21 protein-coding genes are annotated in these 26685 nt (G+C 53.0%); 12 read left to right on the top strand and 9 right to left on the bottom strand.

What is annotated here, in order from left to right; translation table 11 throughout:
- Positions 1-39 precede the first annotated feature (39 nt).
- Positions 40-720: a type 1 glutamine amidotransferase domain-containing protein gene (locus tag H144_RS0101690; protein WP_019940292.1), complete on the top strand. Its 681-nt coding sequence runs from the start codon at positions 40-42 to the stop codon at positions 718-720.
- Positions 721-731: 11 nt separating this feature from the next.
- Here the strand turns inward: H144_RS0101690 and rfbC are convergent, their stop codons facing one another.
- Positions 732-1277: a dTDP-4-dehydrorhamnose 3,5-epimerase gene (rfbC, locus tag H144_RS0101685; RefSeq protein WP_026350326.1), complete on the bottom strand. Its 546-nt coding sequence runs from the start codon at positions 1275-1277 to the stop codon at positions 732-734.
- Between the two features lie 97 nt (positions 1278-1374).
- On the opposite strand from rfbC, the gene pyrF reads away from it, so the two are divergent.
- From pyrF to H144_RS0101660, 5 genes are all read left to right on the top strand, one after another.
- Positions 1375-2202, top strand: coding sequence for an orotidine-5'-phosphate decarboxylase (gene pyrF, locus H144_RS0101680; RefSeq protein ID WP_019940290.1), 828 nt, complete (start codon positions 1375-1377; stop codon positions 2200-2202).
- Between the two features lie 36 nt (positions 2203-2238).
- A complete protein-coding gene (gene lysA / locus H144_RS0101675) occupies positions 2239-3468 on the top strand; it encodes a diaminopimelate decarboxylase (protein WP_019940289.1) in 1230 nt (409 codons plus the stop codon).
- Positions 3469-3674: 206 nt separating this feature from the next.
- Positions 3675-6278: an ATP-dependent chaperone ClpB gene (gene clpB / locus H144_RS0101670; RefSeq protein ID WP_026350325.1), complete on the top strand. Its 2604-nt coding sequence runs from the start codon at positions 3675-3677 to the stop codon at positions 6276-6278.
- A gap of 214 nt (positions 6279-6492) precedes the next feature.
- Entirely contained in the window at positions 6493-7044 is a 552-nt protein-coding gene (locus H144_RS0101665) for a type 1 glutamine amidotransferase domain-containing protein (protein WP_026350324.1), read from the top strand.
- A 114-nt stretch (positions 7045-7158) separates the two neighbouring features.
- A complete protein-coding gene (locus H144_RS0101660) occupies positions 7159-8667 on the top strand; it encodes an ATP-binding cassette domain-containing protein (RefSeq protein ID WP_019940286.1) in 1509 nt (502 codons plus the stop codon).
- An 84-nt stretch (positions 8668-8751) separates the two neighbouring features.
- Here the strand turns inward: H144_RS0101660 and porQ are convergent, their stop codons facing one another.
- Positions 8752-9813 carry a type IX secretion system protein PorQ gene (gene porQ, locus H144_RS0101655; RefSeq protein ID WP_229207825.1) on the bottom strand — a complete coding sequence of 354 codons (1062 nt, stop codon included), beginning with the start codon at positions 9811-9813 and terminating at the stop codon, positions 8752-8754.
- An 89-nt stretch (positions 9814-9902) separates the two neighbouring features.
- Here porQ and H144_RS0101650 point away from each other — a divergent pair, with 89 nt between their 5' ends.
- The 6 genes from H144_RS0101650 to rbp all read left to right on the top strand — a co-directional run bounded on the left by H144_RS0101650 (position 9903) and on the right by rbp (position 18419).
- Positions 9903-11462, top strand: coding sequence for an acyl-CoA carboxylase subunit beta (locus H144_RS0101650; RefSeq protein WP_019940284.1), 1560 nt, complete (start codon positions 9903-9905; stop codon positions 11460-11462).
- A gap of 163 nt (positions 11463-11625) precedes the next feature.
- Positions 11626-12897 (top strand): Gfo/Idh/MocA family oxidoreductase, encoded by a 1272-nt coding sequence (locus tag H144_RS0101640; RefSeq protein WP_019940283.1) that lies wholly within the window; start codon positions 11626-11628, stop codon positions 12895-12897.
- Positions 12898-12945: 48 nt separating this feature from the next.
- On the top strand, positions 12946-16383 hold the full coding sequence (locus tag H144_RS0101635) for a 3-keto-alpha-glucoside-1,2-lyase-like domain-containing protein (RefSeq protein WP_019940282.1): 3438 nt from the start codon (positions 12946-12948) through the stop codon (positions 16381-16383).
- Positions 16384-16473: 90 nt separating this feature from the next.
- Positions 16474-16983, top strand: coding sequence for an Xre family toxin-antitoxin system antitoxin (locus H144_RS0101630; RefSeq protein ID WP_019940281.1), 510 nt, complete (start codon positions 16474-16476; stop codon positions 16981-16983).
- 13 nt (positions 16984-16996) lie between these two features.
- The gene (locus H144_RS0101625) at positions 16997-17452 is read left to right on the top strand and encodes an RES family NAD+ phosphorylase (RefSeq protein WP_019940280.1); all 456 of its coding nucleotides are present in this window, start codon (positions 16997-16999) and stop codon (positions 17450-17452) included.
- 217 nt (positions 17453-17669) lie between these two features.
- Positions 17670-18419: an RNA-binding regulator gene (rbp, locus tag H144_RS0101620; protein ID WP_019940279.1), complete on the top strand. Its 750-nt coding sequence runs from the start codon at positions 17670-17672 to the stop codon at positions 18417-18419.
- A gap of 45 nt (positions 18420-18464) precedes the next feature.
- On the opposite strand, the gene H144_RS0101615 is transcribed toward rbp, so the two are convergent.
- From H144_RS0101615 to H144_RS0101585, 7 genes are all read right to left on the bottom strand, one after another.
- The gene (locus H144_RS0101615; RefSeq protein ID WP_019940278.1) at positions 18465-18833 is read right to left on the bottom strand and encodes a DMT family protein; all 369 of its coding nucleotides are present in this window, start codon (positions 18831-18833) and stop codon (positions 18465-18467) included.
- Positions 18830-20020: a nucleoside permease gene (locus H144_RS0101610; protein WP_019940277.1), complete on the bottom strand. Its 1191-nt coding sequence runs from the start codon at positions 20018-20020 to the stop codon at positions 18830-18832. Before H144_RS0101610 ends, H144_RS0101615 begins: the two co-directional genes overlap by 4 nt.
- Positions 20021-20077: 57 nt before the next feature.
- Positions 20078-22672 carry a DNA mismatch repair protein MutS gene (mutS, locus tag H144_RS0101605; protein ID WP_019940276.1) on the bottom strand — a complete coding sequence of 865 codons (2595 nt, stop codon included), beginning with the start codon at positions 22670-22672 and terminating at the stop codon, positions 20078-20080.
- Positions 22673-22761: 89 nt separating this feature from the next.
- Positions 22762-23367, bottom strand: a complete 606-nt coding sequence (locus tag H144_RS0101600; protein WP_019940275.1) for a pseudouridine synthase — start codon at positions 23365-23367, stop codon at positions 22762-22764.
- 28 nt (positions 23368-23395) lie between these two features.
- Positions 23396-23980 carry a Uma2 family endonuclease gene (locus tag H144_RS0101595; protein WP_019940274.1) on the bottom strand — a complete coding sequence of 195 codons (585 nt, stop codon included), beginning with the start codon at positions 23978-23980 and terminating at the stop codon, positions 23396-23398.
- A 75-nt stretch (positions 23981-24055) separates the two neighbouring features.
- Positions 24056-24820 (bottom strand): exodeoxyribonuclease III, encoded by a 765-nt coding sequence (locus H144_RS0101590; protein WP_019940273.1) that lies wholly within the window; start codon positions 24818-24820, stop codon positions 24056-24058.
- A gap of 25 nt (positions 24821-24845) precedes the next feature.
- Entirely contained in the window at positions 24846-26672 is a 1827-nt protein-coding gene (locus tag H144_RS0101585) for an OST3/OST6 family protein (protein WP_229207824.1), read from the bottom strand.
- Positions 26673-26685 lie beyond the last annotated feature (13 nt).

Here is a 26685-nt window from a genome sequence, read left to right as displayed (position 1 = left end):
CTATCGCGGTCATTTTAAGGGCCATTTCCACGCATTGCTATGAAAGTCCTGATCGTCTGCACGAATCACGATACCTACCCTGCCAAAACCTCCAAAACGGGTTTGTGGCTGAGCGAATTGACGCATTTCTACGATGTCATGGCCAAACGGCGCATTATCATGGATTTCGTAAGTCCGCTCGGTGGGGCCATTCCCGTGGACGAACGCAGCCTCGACCTGAAAGACGAATGCAATGCACGTTACTGGGAAGATTCTGCATTCCGGCAAAAACTGGCAAATTCATCGAAGCCTTCCGAAATCCACGCGAACGACTACCGGCTGATCTACTTCGCCGGCGGGCACGGCGCGATGTGGGATCTTACGGAAAACAGCGAGCTGCAAACGCTCACCAGGACCGTTTATGAACGCAACGGAATGGTAACCGCCGTGAGCCACGGTGTGTGCGGGCTGCTCAATATCCGCCTTTCCGATCATACGCTGCTCATTCAGGACAAGTATGTAACAGGCTACTCCAATGTGGAAGAAGCGCTCGTGAGCTTTGTGAGCGAAGTACCGTTTTACCTGGAAGACAAACTCAAAGAACAGGGCGCGCATTATACCAAAGCGATGATCCCTTTCGTGGAACACATCGAAATGGACGAACGCCTCATTACCGGCCAGAATTCACATTCGGCGCGAAAAGTCGCTTCCAAAGCCCTGGAAGAGCTCTTTGAGAAATAATTTCTGAAAATTTACCTGATCAACTCCCCAAACAACGAACGGAAAGTCGGCAGGATGAGGTCTTTCTCGGACACGATCGGATCGGTGATGCCCCAGTCGATATTCAAATCGGGATCGTTCCAGAGAATACCGGATTCGGAAGCCTTATTGTACAGATTAGTGCATTTGTAGCTGAAAATCGAATCTTCCAAAGCCACGAAACCGTGTGCGAAACCCTCAGGGATGTACGCGACATTGTTCTGCTCGCCGCTTAGTTCGAATACCTCGTGCTTTCCGAATGTAGGTGAATCAGGACGGATATCCACCGCCACGTCCAGCACTCTTCCCGTAATCACACGCACCAGCTTGCCTTGCGCGAATGGCGCATTCTGGAAGTGCAAGCCCCTTACCACGCCTTTTTTGGAGAACGACTGGTTATCCTGAACGAAGTTGACAGGCAATCCGAGTTTGGCAAAAGTCTCCTCATTATACGATTCAAAGAACATCCCACGGTCATCACCGAAGACCCTTGGAAAAATTTCAACTAGACCGGCAATGGAAGTTTCTCGAATCTGCATATATCGTTATGTGTTGGTTGGAGCAAAGTTTAATGTTGAGGCAAATTTATGAATCTATTGGAAGAGGTTGTAATTTCGTCGCAATATTTACAAAATCATGAATTATCAAGAGCTCTTCCGGCAAATTTCGACTAAAAGGTCCTATTTGAGTGTGGGTTTGGACACGGATATCCAGAAAATCCCGGCGCATTTGTTGAAAACCGCCGATCCTATTTTTGAATTCAACAAACAGATCATCGACGCCACCGCCGATTATTGTGTTTCCTACAAACCCAATATCGCTTTTTATGAAGCATTGGGACCGAAAGGTTGGGAGAGCCTTCAAAAAACGGTCGAATACATTCCCAAAAGCCATTTCACCATTGCCGATGCCAAACGCGGCGACATCGGCAACACGTCGGGGCTCTACGCCCGGGCGTTTTTCGATAAAGCATCGTCCGGCCTCGAATTCGACTCCATTACCGTGGCCCCCTATATGGGCAGCGATTCGGTGACGCCTTTCCTGGCATTCGAAGGCAAATGGGTGATCCTGCTTGCATTGACCTCCAACCCCGGCAGCGCAGATTTTCAGCGACTGGATGCCGGGGGCGCCGCATTGTACGAAAACGTCCTGCGCACGTCGCAGACATGGGCGGGCGCCGAGCGTATGATGTACGTCGTGGGCGCTACGCAAGCTTCCGATTTCCAGCAAATCCGCAGCATTATCCCCGATCATTTCCTGCTCGTACCCGGCGTAGGCGCACAAGGCGGTAACCTTGAAGAAGTGTCGAAATTTGGTATGAACAAAAGCTGCGGGCTGCTCGTGAACGCCTCGCGCAGCATAATCTACGCCGGCAACGGCACCGATTTCGCAGAAAAAGCGAAGCAGGAAGCCGCGGCGCTGCAACAGGAAATGGCCATCTACCTGGATAAATATTGTAATTAATCATTCCGGCACCCCGCGTGCCGCCCATATTTCGCAATGCAACTCTCTGACCATTACCCCTATTCGATCCAGGGAATCGACCCGATCCAGTTGATCAACCAGTACGGCAGCCCGCTTTACGTGTACGACGGCGCGACCATCCGCCGGAAGGCCGCGGAGCTGCAACACGCATTCGCAGGTGTGAATATGAAGATCAAATATGCCTGCAAGGCCAATACCAACCTGGCGATCCTGCGCCTGATGCGCGAGATCGGGGTGGAGCTGGATGTGGTATCGCCCGGTGAGCTGGAAATGGGCAAACTGGCCGGCTACGAAGGTTCGCAGATCACATTTACACCCAGCGGCGTCGATTTCGAAGAAGTACGCGAAGCGGTAGAAGCGGGGTCGATCGTGAATGTGGACAGTATTCCGCTGCTTGAATGGTTCGGGCAGACTTATGGAAATACAAAACCCTGCATGATCCGCATTAAGCCCAATGTGGCAGCAGGTGGCCACGCGAAAATCATGACGGCGCACGCGGATTCCAAGTTCGGGATTTCGGTATTGCTGCTGGAAGATATTCTCGCAGTCATCAAAAAATACGACATCAAAGTCATCGGCCTGCACCAGCATACCGGGTCCGACATCAAGGATGCCGAGCCGTTTTTGAAGGTAGCCGACATTCTTTTTGAAACCGCCAAACATTTCCCGGACCTGCAAGTAGTGGACCTCGGCGGTGGCTTCAAAGTGTCTTACCTCCCCGGCGATGCCATTACGGACATGGATTTGTTAGGTAAAAAAATATCGAAACGCTTCCAGACCTTTTGCCAGGAATACGGGCGTGAGCTGCAACTCTGGTTCGAGCCGGGCAAGTTCCTCGTGAGCGAATCAGGTTTTCTGTTTGTGACGACCAATGTCGTGAAGGAAGATCCGGCCCGCAACTTCGTACACGTGGATTCGGGCCTCAACCACCTGATCCGTCCGATGATGTATGGCTCCTACCACCACATTCTCAACATTTCGAACCCGAAAGGCGAATTGAAGCATTACAATGTGGTAGGCTACATTTGCGAAACAGACACTTTCGCTTCCGACCGCGAGCTCCCGGAAGTGCGCCAGGGCGACGTACTCGCATTCCTGAATGCAGGCGCGTACGGATTAACCATGAGCTCCAACTACAATGCCCGCTTTCGCCCCGCCGAAATACTAATCGACAACGCCGAAGCGAAGCTGGTAAGGCGCCGCGAAACGATGGAAGATTTGCTACGGACTCAAACCGGCATTTGAGCGATAGATTGAACAAAGACGCAAAGAAGCTGCATCCGACTCCCGGAGCAGCTTCTGGCTTTTCAGTGCACAAACCGTCGTTATCTATTGCCAATTTGTCCGAATCGCCCGCTTATCAGCGCTTTTTCAAGACAAAATTTCCGATTCAAACCATCGGCACAGCCTTTTTTGCATCGCATTGTATCATTAACAAAGCGATTCACGCCATGAACTTTAACCAATATACTATCAAGGCGCAGGAGGTGATCCAGCATGCGGCGCAGATGGCCCAGGGCAACCAGCAGCAGGCCATCGAAACCGGTCATGTGCTGAAATCCATTCTGGAAGAAGACCCGAATACGTCTTTATTTCTATTGAACAAACTCAATATCAGCGCGGACGTGCTCGACAGCCGGTTGCAAAAGATATTGGACGGCTATCCGCGCGTGAGCGGAGGCCAGCCCTATCTGGGCAACGATATGGCCGCTGCCAGCGGCAAGGCACAGAATTATCTGAAAGAATTCGGAGACGAATTTATCAGTATCGAACTGTTGATGCTGGGTATTCTCAGCGGAAAAGATTCCACAGCCACCCTCATGAAGGAGCTGGGATTCAAGGAAAAGGAACTCATCAATGCCATCAAAGAACTTAGAGGAAAGAATAACCCTGTGAAAGATCAAAACGCGGAAGCCAAATACCGCTCCCTGGAACGGTACAGCAAAAATTTGAACGAATTGGCCAAAGCCGGCAAAATTGACCCGGTGATCGGCCGTGACGAAGAAATCAGGCGGGTGTTACAAATCCTGAGCCGTCGCACGAAGAATAACCCGATCCTGCTCGGCGAGCCCGGCGTGGGTAAAACGGCGATTGTCGAAGGCTTGGCGCAACGCATTGTGCAGGGCGACGTTCCTGAAAACCTGAAATCGAAAACCATCGTGTCGCTGGACATGGGCTTGCTCATCGCCGGCGCAAAATATAAGGGTGAGTTTGAAGAAAGGCTCAAAGCGGTCATCAAGGAAGTGACCGATTCGGAAGGGGAAATCGTCCTATTCATTGACGAAATCCACACATTGATCGGCGCTGGCGGCGGTGGCGAAAGCGCTATGGACGCTGCTAACCTGCTGAAACCGGCCCTCGCCCGCGGGGAGCTGCATGCAATCGGCGCGACGACTTTGAAGGAATACCAGAAATACGTCGAGAAAGACAAGGCCCTGGAACGTCGTTTCCAGGCTGTTATGGTGGATGAACCAAACATTCCCGACGCCATCAGCATTCTTAGGGGTATTAAGGAAAAATACGAATTGCACCACGGTGTGCGGATTCAGGACGACGCGGTAATCGCGGCCGTGGAGCTTTCCAACCGCTACATCAGCGACCGTTTCCTGCCCGACAAGGCCATTGACCTGATGGACGAGGCTGCTTCTAAACTACGCCTCGAGATGGACAGCGTACCCGAAGAGCTCGACGAACTGAACCGCCGCATTATGCAGCTCGAAATCGAGCGCGAGGCGATCCGTCGGGAAAATAATAAGGACAAGGAAACCGTCCTGAACAAGGAAATCGCCGACCTCGGAGAGCGGCGCAACGCATTGAAGGCTCAATGGGAAAATGAAAAAGGCAAGGTCAATGAGGTTCGCGCATTGAAGGAACAGAGCGAGCAGCTTCGCCTCGAAGCCGAACAAGCCGAGCGTTCCGGTGATTTCGGAAAAGTTGCCGAAATCCGCTACGGACGCATTCCGGAAGTGAATGCAAAGCTGGAAGAGCTGCAAAAGTCCGAAAATTCGGAAAGCCTGATGCAGGAAGAGATAACGCCGGAAGACATTGCCGAAGTAGTTGCCAAATGGACGGGCATCCCGGTGAGCAAAATGCTCCAGAGCGACCGCGAGAAGTTGTTGCAGCTCGAAGAGCATCTGCACCACCGCGTAGCCGGTCAGGACGAGGCGATCGAAGTCGTATCCGACGCCGTGCGCCGCAGCCGCGCCGGTTTGCAGGATGCCAAACGGCCGATCGGCAGCTTCTTGTTCCTCGGCCCGACGGGCGTAGGTAAAACGGAGCTTGCCAAGACATTGGCCGAATACCTGTTCAACGACGAGAATGCGATGGTCCGCATCGATATGAGCGAATACCAGGAACGTCACGCCGTAAGCCGCCTCGTGGGTGCGCCTCCGGGATATGTGGGCTACGACGAAGGCGGCCAGCTGACCGAGGCCGTGCGCCGTAAACCATACAGCGTGATCCTGCTCGACGAAATCGAAAAAGCGCACCCAGACGTGTGGAACATCCTGCTGCAAGTGCTCGATGAGGGCCGGTTGACCGATAATAAAGGCCGTGTCGCGAACTTCAAGAACACGATCATTATCATGACGTCGAATATCGGCAGTCACATTATCCAGGAGAAATTCGCCGAGGATGAAGGCTGGAACCACACGTTGATCATCGAGGAAGCGAAACAAGCAGTACTCGACTTGCTGAAAGCTTCGGTAAGGCCCGAGTTCCTCAACCGGATCGACGAGATCGTACTGTTCGAGCCGTTGACGCTGAAAAACATCCGCAAAATCGTGGATATCCAGTTCAAAGGCATTCAAAGTATGCTGAAAGAACAAGGCATTACGCTCGACGCGACCGACGAAGCACTGACAAAACTCGGTGAAGAAGGTTTTGATCCCGCATTCGGTGCGCGTCCGTTGAAACGGGTGCTCCAAAGAAAAATCCTGAACGAATTGTCGAAAGGCATTCTGAGCGGACAGGTTGCGAAGGATGCGGTGATTATGATGGAACTGAACTCTAAAGGCGATCTGATTTTCGAGAACGTCGGTGGAGTGGAGATATAATCCCGGAATAATACTAACAGAAAGGGCGGCAGCGATGCCGCTCTTTCTGTTTTCCCCAAACCGTGAACTGCCGCATTCCTGTTTCCCCACCTGTGGAAGCCCCGCACAGGCCATACGCTGCGTGCTCGACCCAAATATAATTCTCTATTTAGGCATGATTTTTGTACAATTAATTGTTGCAATAATCTAACCCTGTAATCCCACACCAGAATCCATGGAACAATCGCTGAATTTGATCAAGGTCGCTGTGCTCGTTGCCGATGGATTCGAGCAGGTAGAGATGACCTGTCCCAGAAAAGTCCTAAACCAGCACGGAGCGACCACCCACGTTATTTCCCCAAACAAGGATAGCGTAAGGGGATGGAGCCATATGGATTGGGGTGAAAAGCACAAGGTGGACGTACCGCTGGATATGGCAAGGCCCGAGTACTACGATGCCTTGTTGCTTCCCGGAGGCGTCATGGGCCTGGACGCCCTGCGTATTAACCAGAAAGCTGTCGACTTCGTCCGCGCATTCTTTTTTGCCGGCAAACCCGTTGCAGCCATTTGCCACGGCCCGCAAATTCTGATAGATGCCGACGTGGTCCTCGGCCGTACGCTTACCTCCTATTCAGCCATCCGCCACGACCTCGAAAACGCCGGGGCGATCTGGGTGGACCAGGAGGTAGTGACTAACAATGGCCTCATCACCAGCCGCACTACCGACGATCTCTCGGCATTCGTGGACATGATGGTCAAGGAATTTAATATGGAATTTCATCATTAACCGCACTACACACTGATTCAAACGCTTGGCAAAGGCATCCGGAAACGGATGCCTTTTTGTTTCCATTTAAGGCCAAAAATGTGGTATTTGCCCTTTCATTACTTTGGCTTACGCATGACACTCATTTCGCTTCAAAACGTCTCCGTCCGCAAATACGAATCGACGGTCCTTTCTGAAATCAACTGGAATATCGAACATGGAGAAAACTGGGCCATCGTAGGCCCGAATGGCTCGGGAAAATCGGTGCTGCTGGAAGTGATCGCCGGGAAATGGCCGGTACTGTCCGGTAAGATCGCCTACCCGTGGACGACGCCTTTACGCGAAAACATCGAACTCGCGTCCAACGACTACTCGTTCAACCGCATTGTGAGCGCCGGGGCCGAGTACTACCAGCAGCGGTTCCACGCGTACGAAGCCGAGCGTGCGCCCACATTGCGCGCGATCCTGACCGACCAACTCAGACCGGTAGGAACCGTCGACGACAAATCGGTGAAGCTTGAACCGTCCAAAGTATCTGAGGACGAGCTCGCCCGCGTGACCGGGTTGCTTTCCCTCACCCATTTGCTCGACCACCCATTCGTAACATTGTCCAACGGCGAAACAAGGCGCATGCTATTGGCCAAATCCCTCCTGAAAAAGCCGAAAGTACTCATGCTGGACAATGCATTCAGCGGTCTCGACGTGCATTCACGCGAAGTACTGCGCAATGCCTTGACCGAACTGACCAGACAAGACGTGACGGTCATCATGGCGACCACCGCCACCGAGATACCTCCGTGCATTACAAATGTACTGGAACTGGAAGGAGGCAAAATCGCCGCTTTGACGCCGGCAGCGGAGTTTCGTACCGCCGATACCCACGCACGGCATTTTCCCCAGCCCGATCCGCAGAAGCTCGCGCATTTCGGCCACCCCGAATTCACCGGTTTTCAATACGCGCTGGATTTGAGAAATGTCCGCGTAAAGTACGGCGAAGACCTGATCCTCGACAATGTCAGCTGGAAGATAGCAAAAGGTGAAAAATGGGCATTATCCGGCCCGAACGGTTCCGGCAAATCAACGTTGCTCAGCATTATTACCGCCGACAACCCGCAGCGTTTTGCCAATGATTATGATTTGTTCGATCAAAAACGGGGCGGCGCAGGGGCATCGATCTGGGATATCAAACAGAAAATCGGCCACGTTTCACCGGAATTGCATTTGTATTTTCCGAGAAATACGACGGTTTTTAAAACCATCGCCTCCGGCTTCTTCGATGCTACGGGCGTTTTCTTCAAAAAACTGACCGAAACGCAGATCGAGCGGGTCCATGAAGTGGCCCAACTCCTGCACGTACACGATCTGATCGAAAAGGACTTTTCACAATTATCGAAAGGTCAGCAAAGAATGGTGCTGCTGGCGCGCGCATTGGTTAAAAACCCGCCGCTGCTCATCCTCGACGAGCCCTGTCAGGGCCTGGACGCCGACGCGATCGACTATTTCAAATCAGTCGTAAATGCGATTTGCGACACCGACGAGCGGACGCTGATTTACGTATCGCATTACCCCAACGAGATCCCGAGCTGCGTGACGCATTATTTGAAACTGGAAAAAGGCAAAGTTCTTCGAAATGGTCAGGCGTAGTTGAGTTATTGTCGGGGGTTGTCAAATTTGGTCAGGAATTGGCAACACCTGACAACCCCTGCTCCCGCCCGGCCACCAATACGGTCACTTACAGTCCTTCACGAACCCGTTTTTCAGGTTCATTACCACCGACAGCGAGCTGCTTCCGAAGCCGGGCACGTATTGCGCCCTTCCGTAGCCTATTTCGAAACGCTTCACGCGCAGCCAGGCCCCGAACGAGAAACCGGCCAATGCGCCGCGGTTGTTCAGGCGGAGCTCTTGCCTTTTCAAATGGTCATAACCGAGTAGTATGCGGAAGTTGGAATGCGCCAGAATCTCCGCGCCGAGCGACAGATGCCTGCCCAGTTTTTCGGCTATCCCTACCTTTTTAGCGAGTTTATTACCATTGATATCATAGGTAAAAAAGAGGTTGGGATCATTGTAAACCATATCGAAACGGTTCAGATGATGCGCCGTGAGCGACACCCGCACCGGCATATATTTTGGTTTGAAGGTGACGCCTACGCGCAGATCAAGTGGTAAAACAGGCGACGTGGCGCCATGGTAGTTTTGCCTTAAAAACCCAAAATTCCTCGCTGCAAAGCCAATCGTAAGGTCTTCGCGCGGGTGCCGAAATGTAGCGCCCCAGTCGAATGCCATTCCCCAGGTCCGATAACTTTCAATGGACGCGCCCACGAATTTGGCCGTCGCGCCGAGCGTAAATGCACCTATTGTGTGCCCGTAACCGGCAGACAGTCCATAGTCCGCCGCCCGGAACTCCCCGATTACATTGCCGATGTCGTCGGTTTCCGGCATCGTGCCGTAGTTCAGATATTGCAGGCCCACAGCCCAGGTGCCGCCTGTCCGGCGCACACGGTTGGCATAACCCAGGCTCACGAATTTCGTGTCCGCCAGATAAGGCATCAGGTTCAGCGATACATTATTGATCTTCGCGGAATCCAGCAATGCGGGGTTTTGGAGGAAGATCAGCGGGTCGTTACCCTGTGCGGTAATGTGGTTGGAGCCGAGCGCCGTGCTCCGTGACTGGGCGGGCAGTTGCAGGAAATCCATGCGCGTACGGCCGCCGGTAGATTGTGCATAAGCGGTATTCCATGGTGAACAAAGCCATGTGATCAGGAAAAGCAAACCGCAGCCTGTCGACCTCATAAACATCCAATATTTTCCCGAATCATTAAAAATTGACGCTATATTTATAACCCGTTCACCAGCAAATGTAACCATATCGCCTGTATTACATGGAATACCAATCGGCCGCCGCTTCAAAAAAAGAACTTTTAGATCAAAAAAATGCGGAGGCAGAGCTGGGCGGCGGGGAAAGCCGGATTCAGGCACAGCACGCGAAGGGCAAACTCACCGCCCGCGAACGCGTTTCCATCCTGCTCGATAAGGGCTCTTTTGAAGAAATAGGCCGGTTTGTCATGCACCGCAGCAAGGATTTCGGGCTGGATAAGGAGCATTACCTGGGCGACGGCGTGGTGACCGGCTACGGCAAGGTGAATGGCCGGCTCGTGTATGTTTTCGCGCAGGATTTCACCGTTTTCGGCGGCTCGTTATCCGAAACACATGCCGAGAAAATCTGCAAGATCATGGACCTCGCGATGAAAAACGGCGCTCCGCTCGTAGGATTGAACGACTCCGGCGGTGCGCGCATTCAGGAAGGGGTACTTTCGCTGGCGGGTTATGCCGATATTTTTTACAAAAACACCCTGGCTTCCGGCGTCATTCCGCAGATATCGGCTGTCATGGGGCCTTGCGCGGGCGGCGCCGTTTATTCCCCGGCTATCACCGATTTCATTTTGATGGTCGAGAACACAAGCTACATGTTCGTGACGGGGCCTAATGTGGTCAAAACCGTGACCCACGAGGAAGTAACGTCCGAAGAACTCGGCGGCGCGATGACCCACGCGACCAAGTCGGGTGTGACGCATTTCGTGTCGGCCAATGAGGTCGAATGCCTGCTGGCGATCAAGAAGTTGCTGAGTTATATGCCGCAAAACTGCGAGGACGATGCCCCGCGCCAGCCTTACACGCCCGGCGACGAGCTCCGGCCCGCATTGAACCACCTCATCCCCGAAAGTGCCAACCAGCCTTACGACATGCGTGAGGTGATCACGGAACTCTCCGATCCCGACAGCTTCTTTGAAGTACACGAAAATTTCGCCGAAAACATCGTCGTAGGCTTTTCCCGGATTGCCGGGCGCAGCATCGGCATCGTGGCTAACCAGCCAGCCGTGCTCGCCGGCGTGCTCGACATTCACGCAAGCCAGAAAGCCGCGCGGTTTGTCCGTTTTTGCGATAGTTTCAATATCCCTCTGCTGGTACTCGAAGACGTACCCGGCTTCCTGCCCGGCACCGACCAGGAGTGGAATGCGATCATTACCAATGGCGCCAAGCTGCTGTATGCATTCTGCGAAGCGACGGTCCCGCGTATTACCGTGATCACGCGCAAGGCGTACGGGGGCGCGTACGATGTGATGAATTCCAAACACATCGGCGCAGATATGAACTTCGCGTGGCCTTCCGCCGAAATCGCCGTTATGGGTGCGAGCGGGGCGGCCGAGATTATTTTCAAACGCGAGATCGCGCAGGCGGAAAATCCGGCGGAGAAATTGCAGGAGAAAATAGACGATTACACCCACAAATTTGCCAATCCCTACCGCGCCGCCCACCGCGGCTATATCGACGAGGTGATCCACCCCGACCAGACGCGTGCCAAGCTCATCCGGGCGTTCGAAATGCTCGAAAACAAGGTGGACGTATTGCCTCGAAAGAAGCACGGTAACATTCCGTTGTAACGAGCACGCAGCACGTATTGTCACTTTTTCGGGTTTTTTAATGCCATTCCGGGGCCTTGCCCGATTAATGTGCGGTAATGCCGGGCAATGCTTTGGCGCATTCCTGATATTGTCATAATTTCACAAGGACTTAACTATTACTTTTTCCTAAAAACCTTAACGAATGAAAGAGAAAGGAACTTCCGCGTCCCGCCGGAGCTTCATCAAGGGGTCGCTGGCGACGCTGGCGACGTTTTCGATCGTTCCCCGCCACGTGCTGGGGAAAGGTTACCTCGCCCCGAGCGACACGCTCACGAAAGCCATCGTCGGCACCGGCTCCATGGGCCGCGGCCACATTCCCTACGCAGGTACCAAAGTGGTCGCACTATGTGACGTTGACAAAAAGCACCTGGACATCGCCGTGAACATGGTGGACAAGGGCGTCAAAACCTTCTCCGACTACCGCGAGCTGATCCAGCTTCCCGAAGTGGACATTGTACACGTGGCCACGCCGCCCCATTGGCACGGTATCATCGCCGCCGACGCCGCGCGGGCAGGCAAGGACGTGTGGTGCGAAAAACCCATGACACGTACCATCGGTGAGGGCAAGCGCCTCGTGGAAGCCGTGCAGCAGCATGGCCGCGTGTTCCGGCTCAATACCTGGTTTCGCTTCGAAAGCAACTTCTACGGCATGAATACCACGGTAAAACCGATTAAGAAACTCGTACAGAGCGGATTGCTAGGCTGGCCATTGAAGGTCACCGTAAGCAAGCATACCGGTTTCGACTGGAAATTTTATTGGGTAGGTAAAACAAATAATGCCCCTCAGCCGGTACCGGCGGAGCTGGACTACGATATGTGGCTCGGCCCGGCACCTTATAAACCATATAGCGAGCACCGTGTGCACCAGACATTCCGCGGCTACTGGGATTACGACGGCGGCGGCCTGGGCGATATGGGGCAGCACTACATCGACCCTATTCAATATTTCCTCGGCAAGGACGATACCAGCCCCGTGAGCGTGGAAGTGGACGCGCCTCAGCAGCATACCGAAGCGGTAGGCACCTGGCGCCGCATAACCTACACCTATGCCGACGGCTGCCAGATCGTGCTCGACGGTGAGGCCAAGGACGAAAAAGTCCCTTACATCGAAGGACCGAAAGGCAAACTGTACCCCAATTTCAAATCGGATATCCCCGACCTGGAAAAGAAGCTCGCCGCATTCCCCGATCCCGAGCCGCAGGTTACCGACTTCGTGGATGCCGTGAAAAACCGCAAAAAGTTCGCGCTCAATGAAGAAAACGGTCACCGCTCGTGCACGATCGTCAATATGGGGCTGATCGCCCTGCGACTCGGCCGCTCGCTGAAATTCGATCCCGATAAGCAGGAGTTTATCGACGATGAAGGTGCCAACCGGCTCATTAATCAGCCTATGCGCGCTCCCTGGACCATTTAAGAACTCAAAAGCTGGCTGCGTCCGCAGGTTGCAGCAATGGCATTTCCGATGAAAAAACAACTATCCCATATACTAGCCCTCTGCCTGGCTTCCTCGCAGCTGATGGCCCAAACCGATAATTCGCTCGACGCCAAAGTGAAGGCGGTACTGGCGAAATTCCCCTCTCAGAACGAGGCGGCATTGAAGAAAAACATGGAAGAGCTCGCCCAGCTCGGTAAGCCCGGCCTGGTACAGATCGCTTCCATGCTCACGCCGCTCGGCAAAGGCGACAACACCAAAATCCAGTACGCATTGGGCGGCTTCACCTACTATGCGTCGCAGCCCGGCAAGGAAGCATTGCGCAAAGATGCCGCCGAAGCCTACGGCGAGGCATTATCCAAAGTAAACGACCCCGACAGCAAGAATTTCCTCATTTACCAGCTCCAAACAGTGGGTAAGGATGAATCGGTGGAGGTTTTGAAAGGTTATCTCAAAGACGAGCGACTGTCCCAGCCAGCTTCGCGCACGTTGTCGCGAATCGGCTCACCGGCTGCGGGGGAGGCATTGTTCCAGGCGCTCGGTAGTGCCAATGGACCGGCTCAGCTGGCCATTACAGAGGCATTAGGCGGTGCGCATTACAAAGAGGCCGCAGGTACCATCGAAAAAACAGCGGCGAGTGCTGAGCTCAATCTCCGGAAAGTAAGTCTTTATGCCCTTTCGGAAATTGGCGCGCCATCTTCGGAGGGCATTCTGGCAGGCGCCGCGCAGAAAGCCTCATACGGGTACGACGAAGCCGACGCAACGGCCGTTTACCTGAAATACCTGGCCCGGCTGGCAGCAAACGGCAATGGGGCTGCGGCAGAAAAATCGGCGCTGGCGTTGATCAAAAATACGCCGGATGTGAAGCAATCGGCGACGCGCTCATCGGCATTGAAGATTTATTCGGATATCAAAAAACGGGAATCCGTACCGGTACTGGTGAGCGCATTGCAGAGTACCGACGCCCAGTACCGCGCAGCTGCATTGAAATTGGGACAAAAATACCTGATGGCCGACGGTACCACGCCCTGGCTGAATGCTTATAAAAAGGCTAATCCCACCGTACAAGCGGAAATCATTACCATGCTCGGCCGCGCCGAATCGACGGACGCATTGCCGGTGGTGCTGAAAGCCCTTGCTTCCAAAGACAGTAAAGTAAAAACAGCGGCCATTTGGGCGGCGGGCAAAATCGGGAAAGAAAGCAGCATTGCCAAGCTGATCCCGGTTTTGAAAACAGCCAATGCGGAAGAAGTGGCAGCAGTAAAAAACAGCTTACTGACAATCAAAGGCGCATCCCTCGTAGACCAGGTGGCTGCGGCGATCCCTGCCGTTCCGGCGGCGGCACAGCCCGCATTGATCGACGTACTGGCGGCGCGTGGAGCGAGTTCGAAACTGCCGGTTGTGTCGGCGCAATTGAAGAGTACCAATGCGGAGGTGCGCAAATCGGCGTTCGGTGCCCTGAAATCGCTCGCTACGGGCAATGACCTGCCGCAGCTTTATGCATTGCTGAACAGCGCCTCGGCGCCAGAGGAGATTACTGCTACCCAGCAGGCGATCAGCGCAGCGGTGAAGGAAACCGGCGACGCCGGCAGCCAGACGGAAGCCGTTTTAAAACAAATCAGCGCCTCTCCGGCCGACAAGCAGGGCAATTACCTTGCCGTACTGGCCGGCATTGGCGGTAAAAAGGCGCTGGCATCGGTGGTATCGGCCTACGGAAGCGGCGACGCGGCCAAGAAAAAAGCGGCCATCGCGGCTCTTTCCGCGTGGACGGACGCGAGCGCAGCCAAAGAATTGCTCAGCATCGCCCGCAGCACTTCCGATTCCGACGATTTCAATGCGGCATTGACCGGCTATGTAGCTGCGACAGCCAAATCGGGCAAGACGGCGGCTAGCAAGGTGATTATGCTCCGCGAAGCACTGGCCATTGCGAAAACCGACGCGCAAAAGGAAGCGATCATCAAAGAACTGGGAAGAAACAGGACCTTTAATTCATTGTTACTAGCCGGAAAATACCTCGACAATGCCGGTTCGCAGCAAGCGGCGGCGCAGGCGGTCATGAGCATCGCACTGGCTAACAAAAACCTGTACAGCGCAGAAATCCGCGACCTGCTGGCCAAAGCGGGGCCGCTTCTGAAAGGCCAGGATGCCGATTACCAGCGTGAATCGATCCGCAAGCATCTGGCGGAGTTGCCGACTGGCGAAGGTTTTGTGCCGCTTTTCAACGGGAAAGACCTTTCGGGCTGGAAGGGATTGGTACAAAACCCGATCGCGCGGGCTAGAATGAGCCCCGATTCACTGGCTTACAAGCAGAAAAAGGCCGATGAAGCGGCATTCAAGGATTGGTTTGCCAAAAATGGCGAACTCGTATTCTCCGGCCACGGCGACAATCTTTGTACCGTGAAACAGTACGGCGACTTCGAAATGTATGTCGACTGGCAAATCCAGAAGGACGGCGATGCGGGTATTTACCTCCGCGGAACGCCCCAGGTGCAGATCTGGGACACGGCGCGCGTGAATGTGGGCGCACAGGTAGGCTCCGGCGGTTTGTATAACAATCAGAAAAACCCGAGCAAGCCGTCCAAAGTAGCCGACCATGCGATCGGCGAATGGAACACCTTCCATATCACGATGATCGGCGACCGGGTGTCGGTGGATCTGAATGGAGAAAATGTTGTGGATAATGTGGTGCTGGAAAACTACTGGGACCGTAACCTGCCGATTTTTGCCAAGGAACAGCTCGAATTGCAGGCGCACGGGAACGAAATACATTACCGTGACATTTACGTTCGCGAAATCCCCCGTCCCGAATTCGCATTGCCCGAAGCGGAGCAGAAAGACAATTTCAAGGTGCTGTTCGACGGTACCAACATGTTTGAATGGGTAGGCAACAAAACTGACTATTTCATTCAGAACGGCGAACTCGTCGTCGATCCTAAGAAAGGCGGCAAGGGTAACCTGTACACGAAAGACGAATACAGTGATTTCGACTTCCGATTCGAGTTCCAGCTGACGCCGGGCGCTAACAACGGCCTCGGTATCCGCACGCCGATGGAAGGCGACGCCGCGTATGTAGGAACGGAAATCCAGATACTGGACAACGACGCGGAGATTTACAAAGACCTCCACGAGTACCAGTACCACGGCTCGGCCTACGGCATTATCCCTGCGAAAAGAGGATTTTTGAAACCGCTCGGCGAATGGAACTACGAAGAAGTACGCGTGCAAGGTTCCAAGATCAAGGTGACGCTGAACGGGACAGTGATCCTGGACGGCGACCTGGCCGAAGCCAGCAAAAACGGTACCGTCGACCATAAGGAACATCCCGGCCTGAAACGGACCAGCGGGCACCTCGGATTTCTCGGGCACGGTTCCGAGCTCAAATTCAGGAACATCCGCATTAAGGACCTGACCAAAGCAGCACCCGAACCGGTTGAAACAAGCAAGAAAAAAACGAAGAAGAAAAAGTGATACCAGAAGCCCCGCCGAGTTTTGGCGGGGCATTTTTATTTAGTAAATTAGTGCAGAAATAGACTGACCATAGTCTAAATTTACACTATCATGAAAAAACACACACCAAAGACCTATCCCGAGCCGGACGAAAATGCCGGCAATATGCTCCAAGAGCCCTATGCGGCTCACTACGCTGCCAATCCCGCCGTAATCTTCAAAACCCCGTTGCAACGTCCCGAAAGCCAGATGACGAGTTTCCAGAAGATCGATATGATCCGGAGGGGAATCAGCAAGAACGATTTTGAAGGTTTCAAGAACAAAACCGGGCTTGACTATGATCAGCTGGCCAATGCGTTGTCGGTTGCCCGTGCGACGCTCATCAACAAAAAGGGTGATGAGAAGTTCAACCAGTCACTGAGCGAACGGATCGTCAGCCTTGCGGATATTTACTCCTATGGTTATGAGGTGTTTGAAGATGTGGAGCGCTTCAACAGCTGGGTTTTCAGGCCGAACAAGGCGCTGGGCGGTCAGCGGCCTTTTGATTTTCTGGACAATCAGTTTGGCCGGGAAGAGGTCAAAAATCTGATTGGAAGGATCGACTACGGCGTTTACTCCTAAGCGCCCTCAGCCCATGACAGTTTACCGGATCGGGCGTACACGTTACGCCCACGACCTCGACGGGGAAGGTGCGCGCCTGCACGGCGGCCGCTGGAACCACCCGCTCGTACCCTGCATTTACACCTCCGAAAGCCGGGCGCTGGCATTACTCGAATATACTGCCAATGTGAACATCGACGACATTCCGCGGGCACTGAGCATTACCGCATTCGAAATCGACCCGGCTTACCTGCTGGACCTGCCCGTGAGCGCATTACCGGGCGATTGGAGAACGGCCCCTGCCCCGGCGTCAACCAGGGATTTCGGGAGCAATCTGCTGAAAAAGGGGGACTACGGCATTATCAGAATACCTTCGGCCATCATAGGCGACGAATGCAACTTTCTGCTTAATCCGCTATTCCGAAAGGCTACAACCTACTCGATCACGTCGGTGCGGGATTTCGTTCATGATGTACGGCTTAAATTATAGAAAAAAATTAAAAAATGCCCTGTTGGATCAGATTGGGCAATTTTATTTAGCTTTGATATAAAGATCAGAAAATCAAGGTCGGGAAAAGTAAATAAGCCGGGTTTAGCTCTTGATATGAAGATGAACAGCACCCGGCGGCGCGCACAAGTTTCGCGGCGTATCGATTAAAATAAATATATTTATAACATCTAAATCAATTTAATAAACAAGGCGTTTCATGGACATTTTTGTTGGGAGTCTTTCCTTTAAGTTAAGGGAAAGCGAGCTGCGTGAAGCTTTCGAAAAGTATGGCAAAGTGAGCTCGGCGAAAATTATCATTGACAAGATCACGCGTCAAAGCAAAGGTTTCGGGTTTGTAGAAATGCCCGATGAAGTGGAGGCCAGGGCCGCCATTAACGCATTGAATGGGGCAGATATGTATGGCAGGCCACTCGTTGTGAATGAATCCCAAAAGAGAGAACCCAGAGGCGAAGGAGGAGGTGGTACCCGACCTGACAATCGCGGCCGCGAAGGGGGCTACAATCGGGAGGGTGGTTACAACCGCGAAGGTGGCTACAATCGCGAAGGCGGCTACAATCGTCCGCCAAGACCTGCCGGAAACACCGCACCAGGCAGCGGCAGGCCATACCCGACCGATGATAGAAATACCGGAAGAGGTTACATCCGACCGGCGTCGGCAGACGACGATCAGGACGACGACGACGATGCCCCCAGCAAACCAACCCCTCCGGACCGCAGTTTCACCGACCGTGGTTTTGCAGGCGGAGGTAGTGCAGGCGGAGCAGGCTTCCGGCAACCGGATAAACAGCGCGACAAAGGCCACCACGACCGTGGCCATAACGACCATAACCGTCACCAGCAAGGTGGCAAGCCCAAATTCGAAGACCGTTACAGCAGCAAAAAAGGCGGGGGCGGATCGAAAGATTACAGCCGCCGCATCAACGAGGACGACGACGATTGGTATTGATATTTCACAAAAAAGCCTGCAAGTTTCATCGCTTGCAGGCTTTTTTTATTTCCTGAATATGAAGTAAACCGCCAGGACAAGGAAGACGAACCCGACGAGATGGTTCCAGCGGAACGTTTCCGTTTTGAAAAAAACCAACGTAAAAACCGTGAAAATGACGAGGGTAATCACCTCCTGGATCACTTTCAGCTCGACGAGCGAGAATGGCCCGCCGTTTTCCTTGAAGCCGATGCGGTTGGCCGGCACCTGGAAACAATATTCAAACAGGGCTATTCCCCAACTAATGAGAATAACGGAGAACAGCCCCAGTTTGCTAAACCAGCCCAGCTCCTTGAATTTCAAATGCCCGTACCACGCCATCGTCATGAAGGCGTTGGACAAAATCAGAAGGCCGATGGTTATGAAGGATTTCATGCGGTGGCTTTAACCTTGTTATCCCGGAAGAACAACACGAAAAGCACGAGTACCACGGCGGCAATGCCGGCCGGCACCATCCAGATGCTCGTCCAGTTCTTCACATTGTCGACGGTGTACATATCAGCTACTACACCCGAAATCCACGAACCGATACCCATACCGATCCCGTAGGTGGCGATGGAGATCAATCCCTGGGCAGATGAGCGGTATTGCTCGCCGGCTTTGCTGTCGGTGTAGATCTGGCCGGTTACGAAGAAGAAGTCGTAGCAAACACCGTGCAGGACGATCGCCAGGTAAAGGAGCCATTCGCTGGAGGCGTCGCCGTAGCCGAAACCGACGAAACGGACGATCCAGGCGATCAGGCCGACTACCAGCATCCACTTAACCCCGAAACGCGCGAATGCAAATGGTATAAGCAGCATGAAAACAACTTCGGAAGCCTGACCGAGCGACATTTTGTTTTCTACGTTCGTCATACCCGAGTCGGTCAGCGACGGGTTGGCCATCGCATAGTAGAACGACAGCGGGATACAGATCAGCAGGGAAGAAATGAAGAAGATGGCGAAGGAGCGGTCTTTAAACAATTTGAACGCATCCAGACCCAGAATGTCCGAGAAAGAGGTGTGGGAGCTTGGTTTTGGTGGGGTATTGGGCAAGAAGAAGGAGTAAACGCCCAAAAACGCTGCCGTGAACATCGAGATTTTGAAGATCAACGCCGTACCACCTATCTCGTAGTAGCCGATAATGTTCGTTACCGCGATCCAGGCGACAGTTCCCATCACGCGGATGCCCGGGAAGTCTTTTTCAGAGTTGGTAACCTGCTGCATGGCGATCGACGTGGTAAGCGACATCGCAGGCGCAAATGTGATACAGTAGGCCAATATCACCCAGAAAAACGTGTCGGGGTCTTTCACTTCCGACAAGACATAGAGAATGCCGGCGCCGGCGAGACTTAATATGCCCAACACTTTCTGCGCGGCGAAATAGCGGTCGGCGATCATTCCGACAAAAAATGGCGCGATGATCATCGCAATGGAGAACGCCGCGTAGGCATTTCCCACCTGGACGCCCGTCGCACCCAGTTCGGTAAACATATACTTGCTCATTTGCCCATACCACGAGCCCCATACAAAATAGAGCAGGAACATCATGGCCATCAACTGAAAACGGGTCGAGTTTTTCATAAACTAGGTTATCGGTTATAGGAGATTTTGTATTGGTATTAAAAGTTAAAAATGGTATTATTTCTTGATCAGTTTCTGAAACTCGTTCAGTTTTAACAATGCCTCGATCGGCGACAATGTATTCACGTCCACGAGCGCAAGCTTTTCTTTGAGCTCTTCCAGTTTCGGATCGGCCGGTTCGAAAATGCTGAGCTGGAAGTTGTTTTTCGGAATTTCCTTCACGCGTTTTTTATGATCGTGCGCCACATGGTCTTTTTCCAGGTGCTGCATGATCTCGCTCGCGCGCAGCACGATCGGCTGTGGCATACCGGCGATCTGCGCCACGTGGATACCGAAGCTGTGCGCACTGCCTCCCGGTTTCAGTTTACGGAGGAAAACGACCTTGTTATCTACCTCCTTTACGGCCACGTTGAAGTTTTTGATGCGCGGAAAATCCTCGGCAAGCTGGTTGAGCTCATGATAATGCGTGGCAAAAAGCGTTTTCGCCCGGCAATTCGACTGGTTGTGCAGGTATTCGGTAATAGCCCAGGCAATGGAAACACCGTCATAAGTACTCGTTCCACGGCCGATTTCGTCCATCAACACGAGGCTCTTGCTGCTGAGGTTGTTCAGGATACTGGCCGTTTCCGTCATCTCGACCATGAATGTACTTTCTCCGCGGCTGAGGTTGTCGCTCGCTCCTACCCTCGTGAATACCTTGTCGACAATGCCTAACGTGGCCGCTTTCGCAGGTACGAACGAGCCCATTTGCGCCATGAGCACGATCAATGCCGTTTGCCGCAGTAACGCCGATTTACCGGCCATGTTCGGGCCGGTGATGATGATGATCTGCTGGCTGGAATCGTCGAGGTACACGTCGTTGGGGACGTAGCTTTCGCCGACAGGCAGCTGCTGCTCGATGACCGGGTGGCGGCCGTCCTTGATATCCAGCTCATTCCCGTCGCTGATGACGGGTTTGGAATACTTATTCTTCCGGGCGGCCAGTGCAAAAGAGCTCAGCACGTCCAATGCCGATATCACCAATGCATTCTGCTGGATGCAAGCCACGAATTCGGCCGCCTTCTGCACCAGCTCCGTAAAAATCCGGAATTCGATGGTTGCGATGCGGTCTTCGGCATTCATGATTTTTTCCTCGTACTCTTTGAGTTCCGGGGTAATATATCGTTCCGCATTCACGAGCGTCTGCTTGCGAATCCAGTCGGCAGGTACCTTGTTCTGATGCGCGTGGGTGACTTCGAGGTAGTAGCCGAATACTTTGTTATAGGCGATTTTGAGTGAACCAATGCCCGTCCGCTCGATTTCCCGGTTTTGAAGTTTGATCAGGTAATCCTTGCCTTCGTAGGAAATCGCATGCAGCTCGTCGAGTTCGCTATCGACCCCGCTCTTGATCATCCGGCCCTGGTTAGAGAGTACCGGGGCATCGTCGCGCAGCTCACGTTCGATTCTTTCGATCAACTCTTCGCACACGTCCAGCTGGGAGGCGTATTTGCCCAGAATGTCGCCCGTCAGCAGTGCTTTTACGCCTTTAATCGGGTTGAGCGACTTTTTAAGCTGCACCAGTTCCCGCGGGCTGATCCGCCGCACGGCTACCTTGGAAATCAAGCGTTCCAAATCGCCGATCTGTTTGAAATACTGTACCAGCGACTCGTGCAGATCCTCCTGTTTCAGAAAGAACTCCACTGTATCGAGGCGCTCCTGAATGGGCGCCTTGTCTTTGAGCGGCAGCACCATCCATTTGCGCAGCTGCCTGGCGCCCATGGGCGTAACAGTATGATCCAGGATGTCGATCAGCGGCACGCCGCCTTCCTGCTGCGGGTATACGAGTTCGAGATTTCTGACGGTAAAGCGGTCGAGCCACACATATTTCTCCTCTTCCAGGCGCGTGATGCGGCTGATGTGCGCCACCTCCTTATGCTCGGTCTCGCGCAGGTAATGCAGGATCACGCCGGCGGCGATGATGCCCAGGGGCAATGCCTCGATGCCGTAGCCTTTGAGTGTGGTGGTCTGGAAATGGCCGGTGAGCTGCTCGTAGCCGTAGTCGTAGCCGAAGCACCAATCTTCCAGATGAAAAGTGTGGTATTTGCCTCCGAAGAGGTCGTTGAATTCCTGCTTGTGCTTCTTGCAGTAAAGCACCTCCGCGGGGCCGAAGCCCTGCAACATTTTATCGATATAGGCGGCATTGCCCTGTGAGGCCATGAACTCGCCCGTAGAAATATCCAGGAATGAAATCCCGTACAGCCCGTCGTTGCCTACGTGCACGGCCGCCAGGTAGTTGTTTTTGCGGATATCGAGCACATTGTCGTTAAACGACACGCCGGGCGTCACCAGTTCGGTCACGCCGCGTTTGACGATACCCTTGGCTGCGGCGGGGTCTTCGAGCTGGTCGCAAATGGCCACGCGCTCGCCGGCACGTACGAGCTTGGGCAGGTAATTATCCAGCGAATGATGTGGAAACCCGGCCAGTTCCTCGTGCGCCCCGCCATTGTTGCGGCGCGTCAGCACGATGCCCAGGATTTTGGAAGCCCTTACCGCATCCTCTCCGAAAGTCTCATAAAAGTCACCAACCCTGAAAAGCAGCAATGCGCCCGGGTACTTGGCTTTGATCTGATTGTATTGTTTATTAAGCGGAGTTTCTTTGTGTGCCTTTGCCAATTATCAGCCTAATTTAAAGAACAAGGATTTGTACAAAATTAAGCCTTCTCCCCGGTTTGGCAAGTCGGGGCAAATGTTTTATCCCCTCGCTAAAAGGTTCTTTCATAAAAAAGTTTGGCCTCTTTTGGCGTAACTTCCCATACGTCCCCCGGGTTAGGAAAATTATTTTCTTTCCGGGCTAATGAAATTTTTCCGATAGCCCACCGCACGAGCCGCAAGGTCGGGAAACCGACCGCCGCCGTCATCCTGCGCACCTGCCTGTTCTTGCCTTCATGCAATGTAACCGCCAGCCACGAAGTAGGTATATTCTTCCGGAACCGGATGGGCGGATTGCGCTCCGGGAGCTCCGGTTCATCGATTTTCGCGATCTGCGCAGGGAGCGTTCTGTATTGTTTCCCATTAATCGAAATGTTGACCCCGGCGGAAAGCTGCCGGCAAGCTTCGTCCGTCGCCTCGCCTTCTACCTGCACGTAATAAGTACGCGTATGCCGGTTACGCGGTTCGAGCAATTTTGTTTTCAGAAAATTATCGTTCGTCAGCAGCAAAAGCCCCTCGCTGTCGGCATCGAGCCGCCCGACGGGGTAAATGTCTTTGGCAAATGTAAAATCCAGATCGGCCAGCGTCTGATGATCCCCCTCGCGCGAGAATTGCGAGAGCATGCCGAAGGGTTTGTAGATGAGGTAGTATTGGAACAAGGCAGAGAATGTTAGTAAGAGCAGGCATCTAAGCAACCCACCTGCTCAAATCAAGAGAAAAACCGGGTAATACACCCTCCCCGGAAAGGACCGTGGTAATAGCCACAACGTCCACCGACCCATCAGCACGAAATATCCGTACATTCTTTTCAAGTCGGTCGATCAGCCACCCAAGCTTGGTGCCGTTCCTGATGTACTCCTTCATTTTATCAATGACATATTTCAATCCGTCTGAATCGGAACGAACTTCCACGACAAAATCAGGACATATTGCTACAAAGCAATCTTTCTTTTTGCGTGCTACAATTTCTGCCCATCGCCCCTTTTCGATCCAGGCCATGTCGGGAGCTCTTACAGCACTGTTTGGCAATGTGAAGCCGGCCGCAGAATCGAACACTTCACCTAGATCGGATTCTGCGTTCCAATTGTACAATGCTGCCAAAATGTGGGGATGAAAATTACCTGTAAAGGTTCCTGTCGGTGACATAACAATAATATTTCCATGCGAGTCCCTTTCGAACTCTAGTGTGTCATTGATTTGGCAGAACTCAAAGAATTCGTCATCACTCATCGGCCTAACCGTTCTAAAAGTCACCAACATTTCGGTATCCATGGGTCATTGAGTTTTTGCTTCTACCAAATTTAAACAAATATCACCGCTATCGAAAACCGGGTAAGTTCCAATTCCCTACTCGATTTCTAACCATACCGGACAGTGGTCCGAGTGGATGGCGTCGTTGTATTGCCGGGCGGCAGTGATGCGGGATTTGAGAGATTCGGCGACGGAAATGTAGTCGATACGCCAGCCTTTGTTATTGCCCCGGGCGCCGGCGCGGTAGGTCCACCAGGAGTATTGGCGGAGAGTGGGGTTCATGAAACGGAATGCGTCGGTGTAGCCGTTTGCAAACCATTCGGTCATCCAGGCGCGCTCTTCGGGCAGGAAGCCGGACGATTTCTGATTTCTTACCGGGTCGTGGATGTCGATTTCAGTGTGGGCGATATTATAGTCGCCGCAGATGATCAGGTTCGGGCGTTCTTTTCTCAATTCATTTACCCAAATCAAAAAATCGGCGAGAAAGCGCATCTTTACACCCTGGCGCACTTCTCCGCTCGTACCCGACGGAAAATAGCAGTTGAGCACGGTAATGTCGCCAAAATCTACACGGAGTACGCGGCCCTCCGAATCATAAGCCGGAATACCGCAGCCCTCGATCACGCGATCGGGCTTCGTTTTGGAAAATATGGCCACGCCGCTGTAACCCTTTTTCTCCGCCGCATGCCATCCGGCAAGTTCGTAACCCAATGTGTTGAAGCCCGATAGATCGACCACGTCGGGCGTGGCTTTCACTTCCTGGAAACAAAGGATGTCGGCGGGCGTCGTTTGGAGCCATTCCAGCAGGCCGTTTTTCAATGCGGCGCGGATGCCGTTCAGGTTATAGGTCAGTATTTGCATAAACGAGGGTCGGCCGTTTCAGGCCTTAGTAAAACAGCACTTGCTTTCCGGTGTCCTCCGACTCCCATTGCCCCGATTTGCCGCGGGACATGATCCACGCTTGGTATCTGCCTTCGGGAAGCTTCGGTTTATAAAGCGCGTACTGGTAGTTGTTGCTATAATAAGTGGCTTTTCGCAAAAAATCACCGAACGTGTTCGGCACCGGCACCGCGGGAAGCACAATGCTACGCTGCGGTGATTGTAATACAAAGTAAAACGTTTCCCGCTGCTCCGTCTCCGGGGTCGCCGAAAATTTGAAATACTTCATATAGCGGTTATAGTCGCCATTGCGGTATTGAAACTGTGCATCGAATGCCCCTGCGAACAAGCGCCGTTTGGAGCCGGTTTTTTGAATAAGCTCTTCCTGCGCCGGCATATCGTAATAATGGTAAAAGTCGGTTAACCCGTCGGACTCGAGGCCGATCACGAGGTCGCGCATGCGGGTGGGGTGGTTCCAGAAAGGAATGTCCGTAAAGAGCTCCCCTACCGTGAGGAATGTCTTGTAATTTTTCCAGAAATAGCTGTCGATCACGAGCTCGTCATGCAGTTTGCGGACCTGCACGATCGACATGAAGTAGCTCACGAAATTCAGCACGACAAATGCGGCCACGCCGGCCAATCCCAATGCATTCTTCCATTTACCCTGATCCTTCAACAAAACCACGAGGCACACGTAGCAGGTCGCGAGCAATACCACACCGAAAATCATGTAGCGCCGCGAAAATACAGTGCCGCCATACATGACGTAATCCGGAATCGGCCGGCTGATGACGAACATCGCGCCCGTGCCCATGACGAACATCAGAGCGCCCCACAGGAACCATCCGGCCCAGCCGGGCTTGTGCGAAACGATCATGCGGATGGCCCATATGGCGAATACCAGCGCGATAAATGCACCCAGCAGCACACACGCAACGAGGTCTTTGTGAAATTCCGGCACCAGCGGGTGGCGGACATCCATAAATAATGCATTACCCCAGAATGCAAACACGTATAAAGTATTGAAAATGGGGTGGTTCCAGACCTTTTCGCCGGTGGACGGAATGAATGTGTAATCGAAAAAGAAGTAAAAAACGAGCACGGTAGCCATGCACAAAAGCCATCCGATCCCCTCTTTAATGCGCTTCTGAAAAGCCAGTATCACGAGCCCGACCATCCATGCCAGCATTCCGCTTCCGCTCGTGAAAGTGGTAAGCAATGCCGCGATCAATGCGATCTGCAAACCCTTCGAGTCCTGGCGCGCGAGGCCGTGGGCCGTCAGGAAAGCGAAAAAAATGAGGGGTGTATTCTGCAATGCGGCAATGCCCCAATAAGCGTTTTCGAAGTATATCAGGTTAAAAAGAATGTAGGGCACCGGGATGAAGAGGTACCACGAAATCTTCTCTTTTTTGAACCCCAAAAACAACAGCCAGGCGATACCCAGCAGGAACAGGTTACCGATGACGATCTGCGTTTTGATATTGACCGTCCCCGTGAGCAGGAACATGATCAGCATCACAATGCGCTCGAATGCGAACCTGTGCTGGTTGACCTGTTCGAAAAGTACTTTCAGCATTTCCACGAAGCCTCCCGCATTGCGCAGCTTCTGGACGGTTTCGAGCAGGTTAAAATCGTCGGTGTAAGGGATGTTGACGACGTGGGCGTCGAGCAGGACGTAGAAATAGACAACGGGCAATGCAATGAGGCCGATTCCCAGCCATTGCCGCCAGGGCTGCATTTTTTTGATTAAAAACGTAGTACCAAAAAGCAACAGCAGGGCGACGACAATGCTGTAATACTCAAACAAATGAGGATTTTCTAGAAATGACTTCAAAACAGTGTGGCAG

It is taken from the genome of Dyadobacter beijingensis DSM 21582, assembly GCF_000382205.1.
Lineage (GTDB): Bacteria > Bacteroidota > Bacteroidia > Cytophagales > Spirosomataceae > Dyadobacter > Dyadobacter beijingensis.
This window is presented reverse-complemented; position numbering and strand designations above follow the sequence as displayed.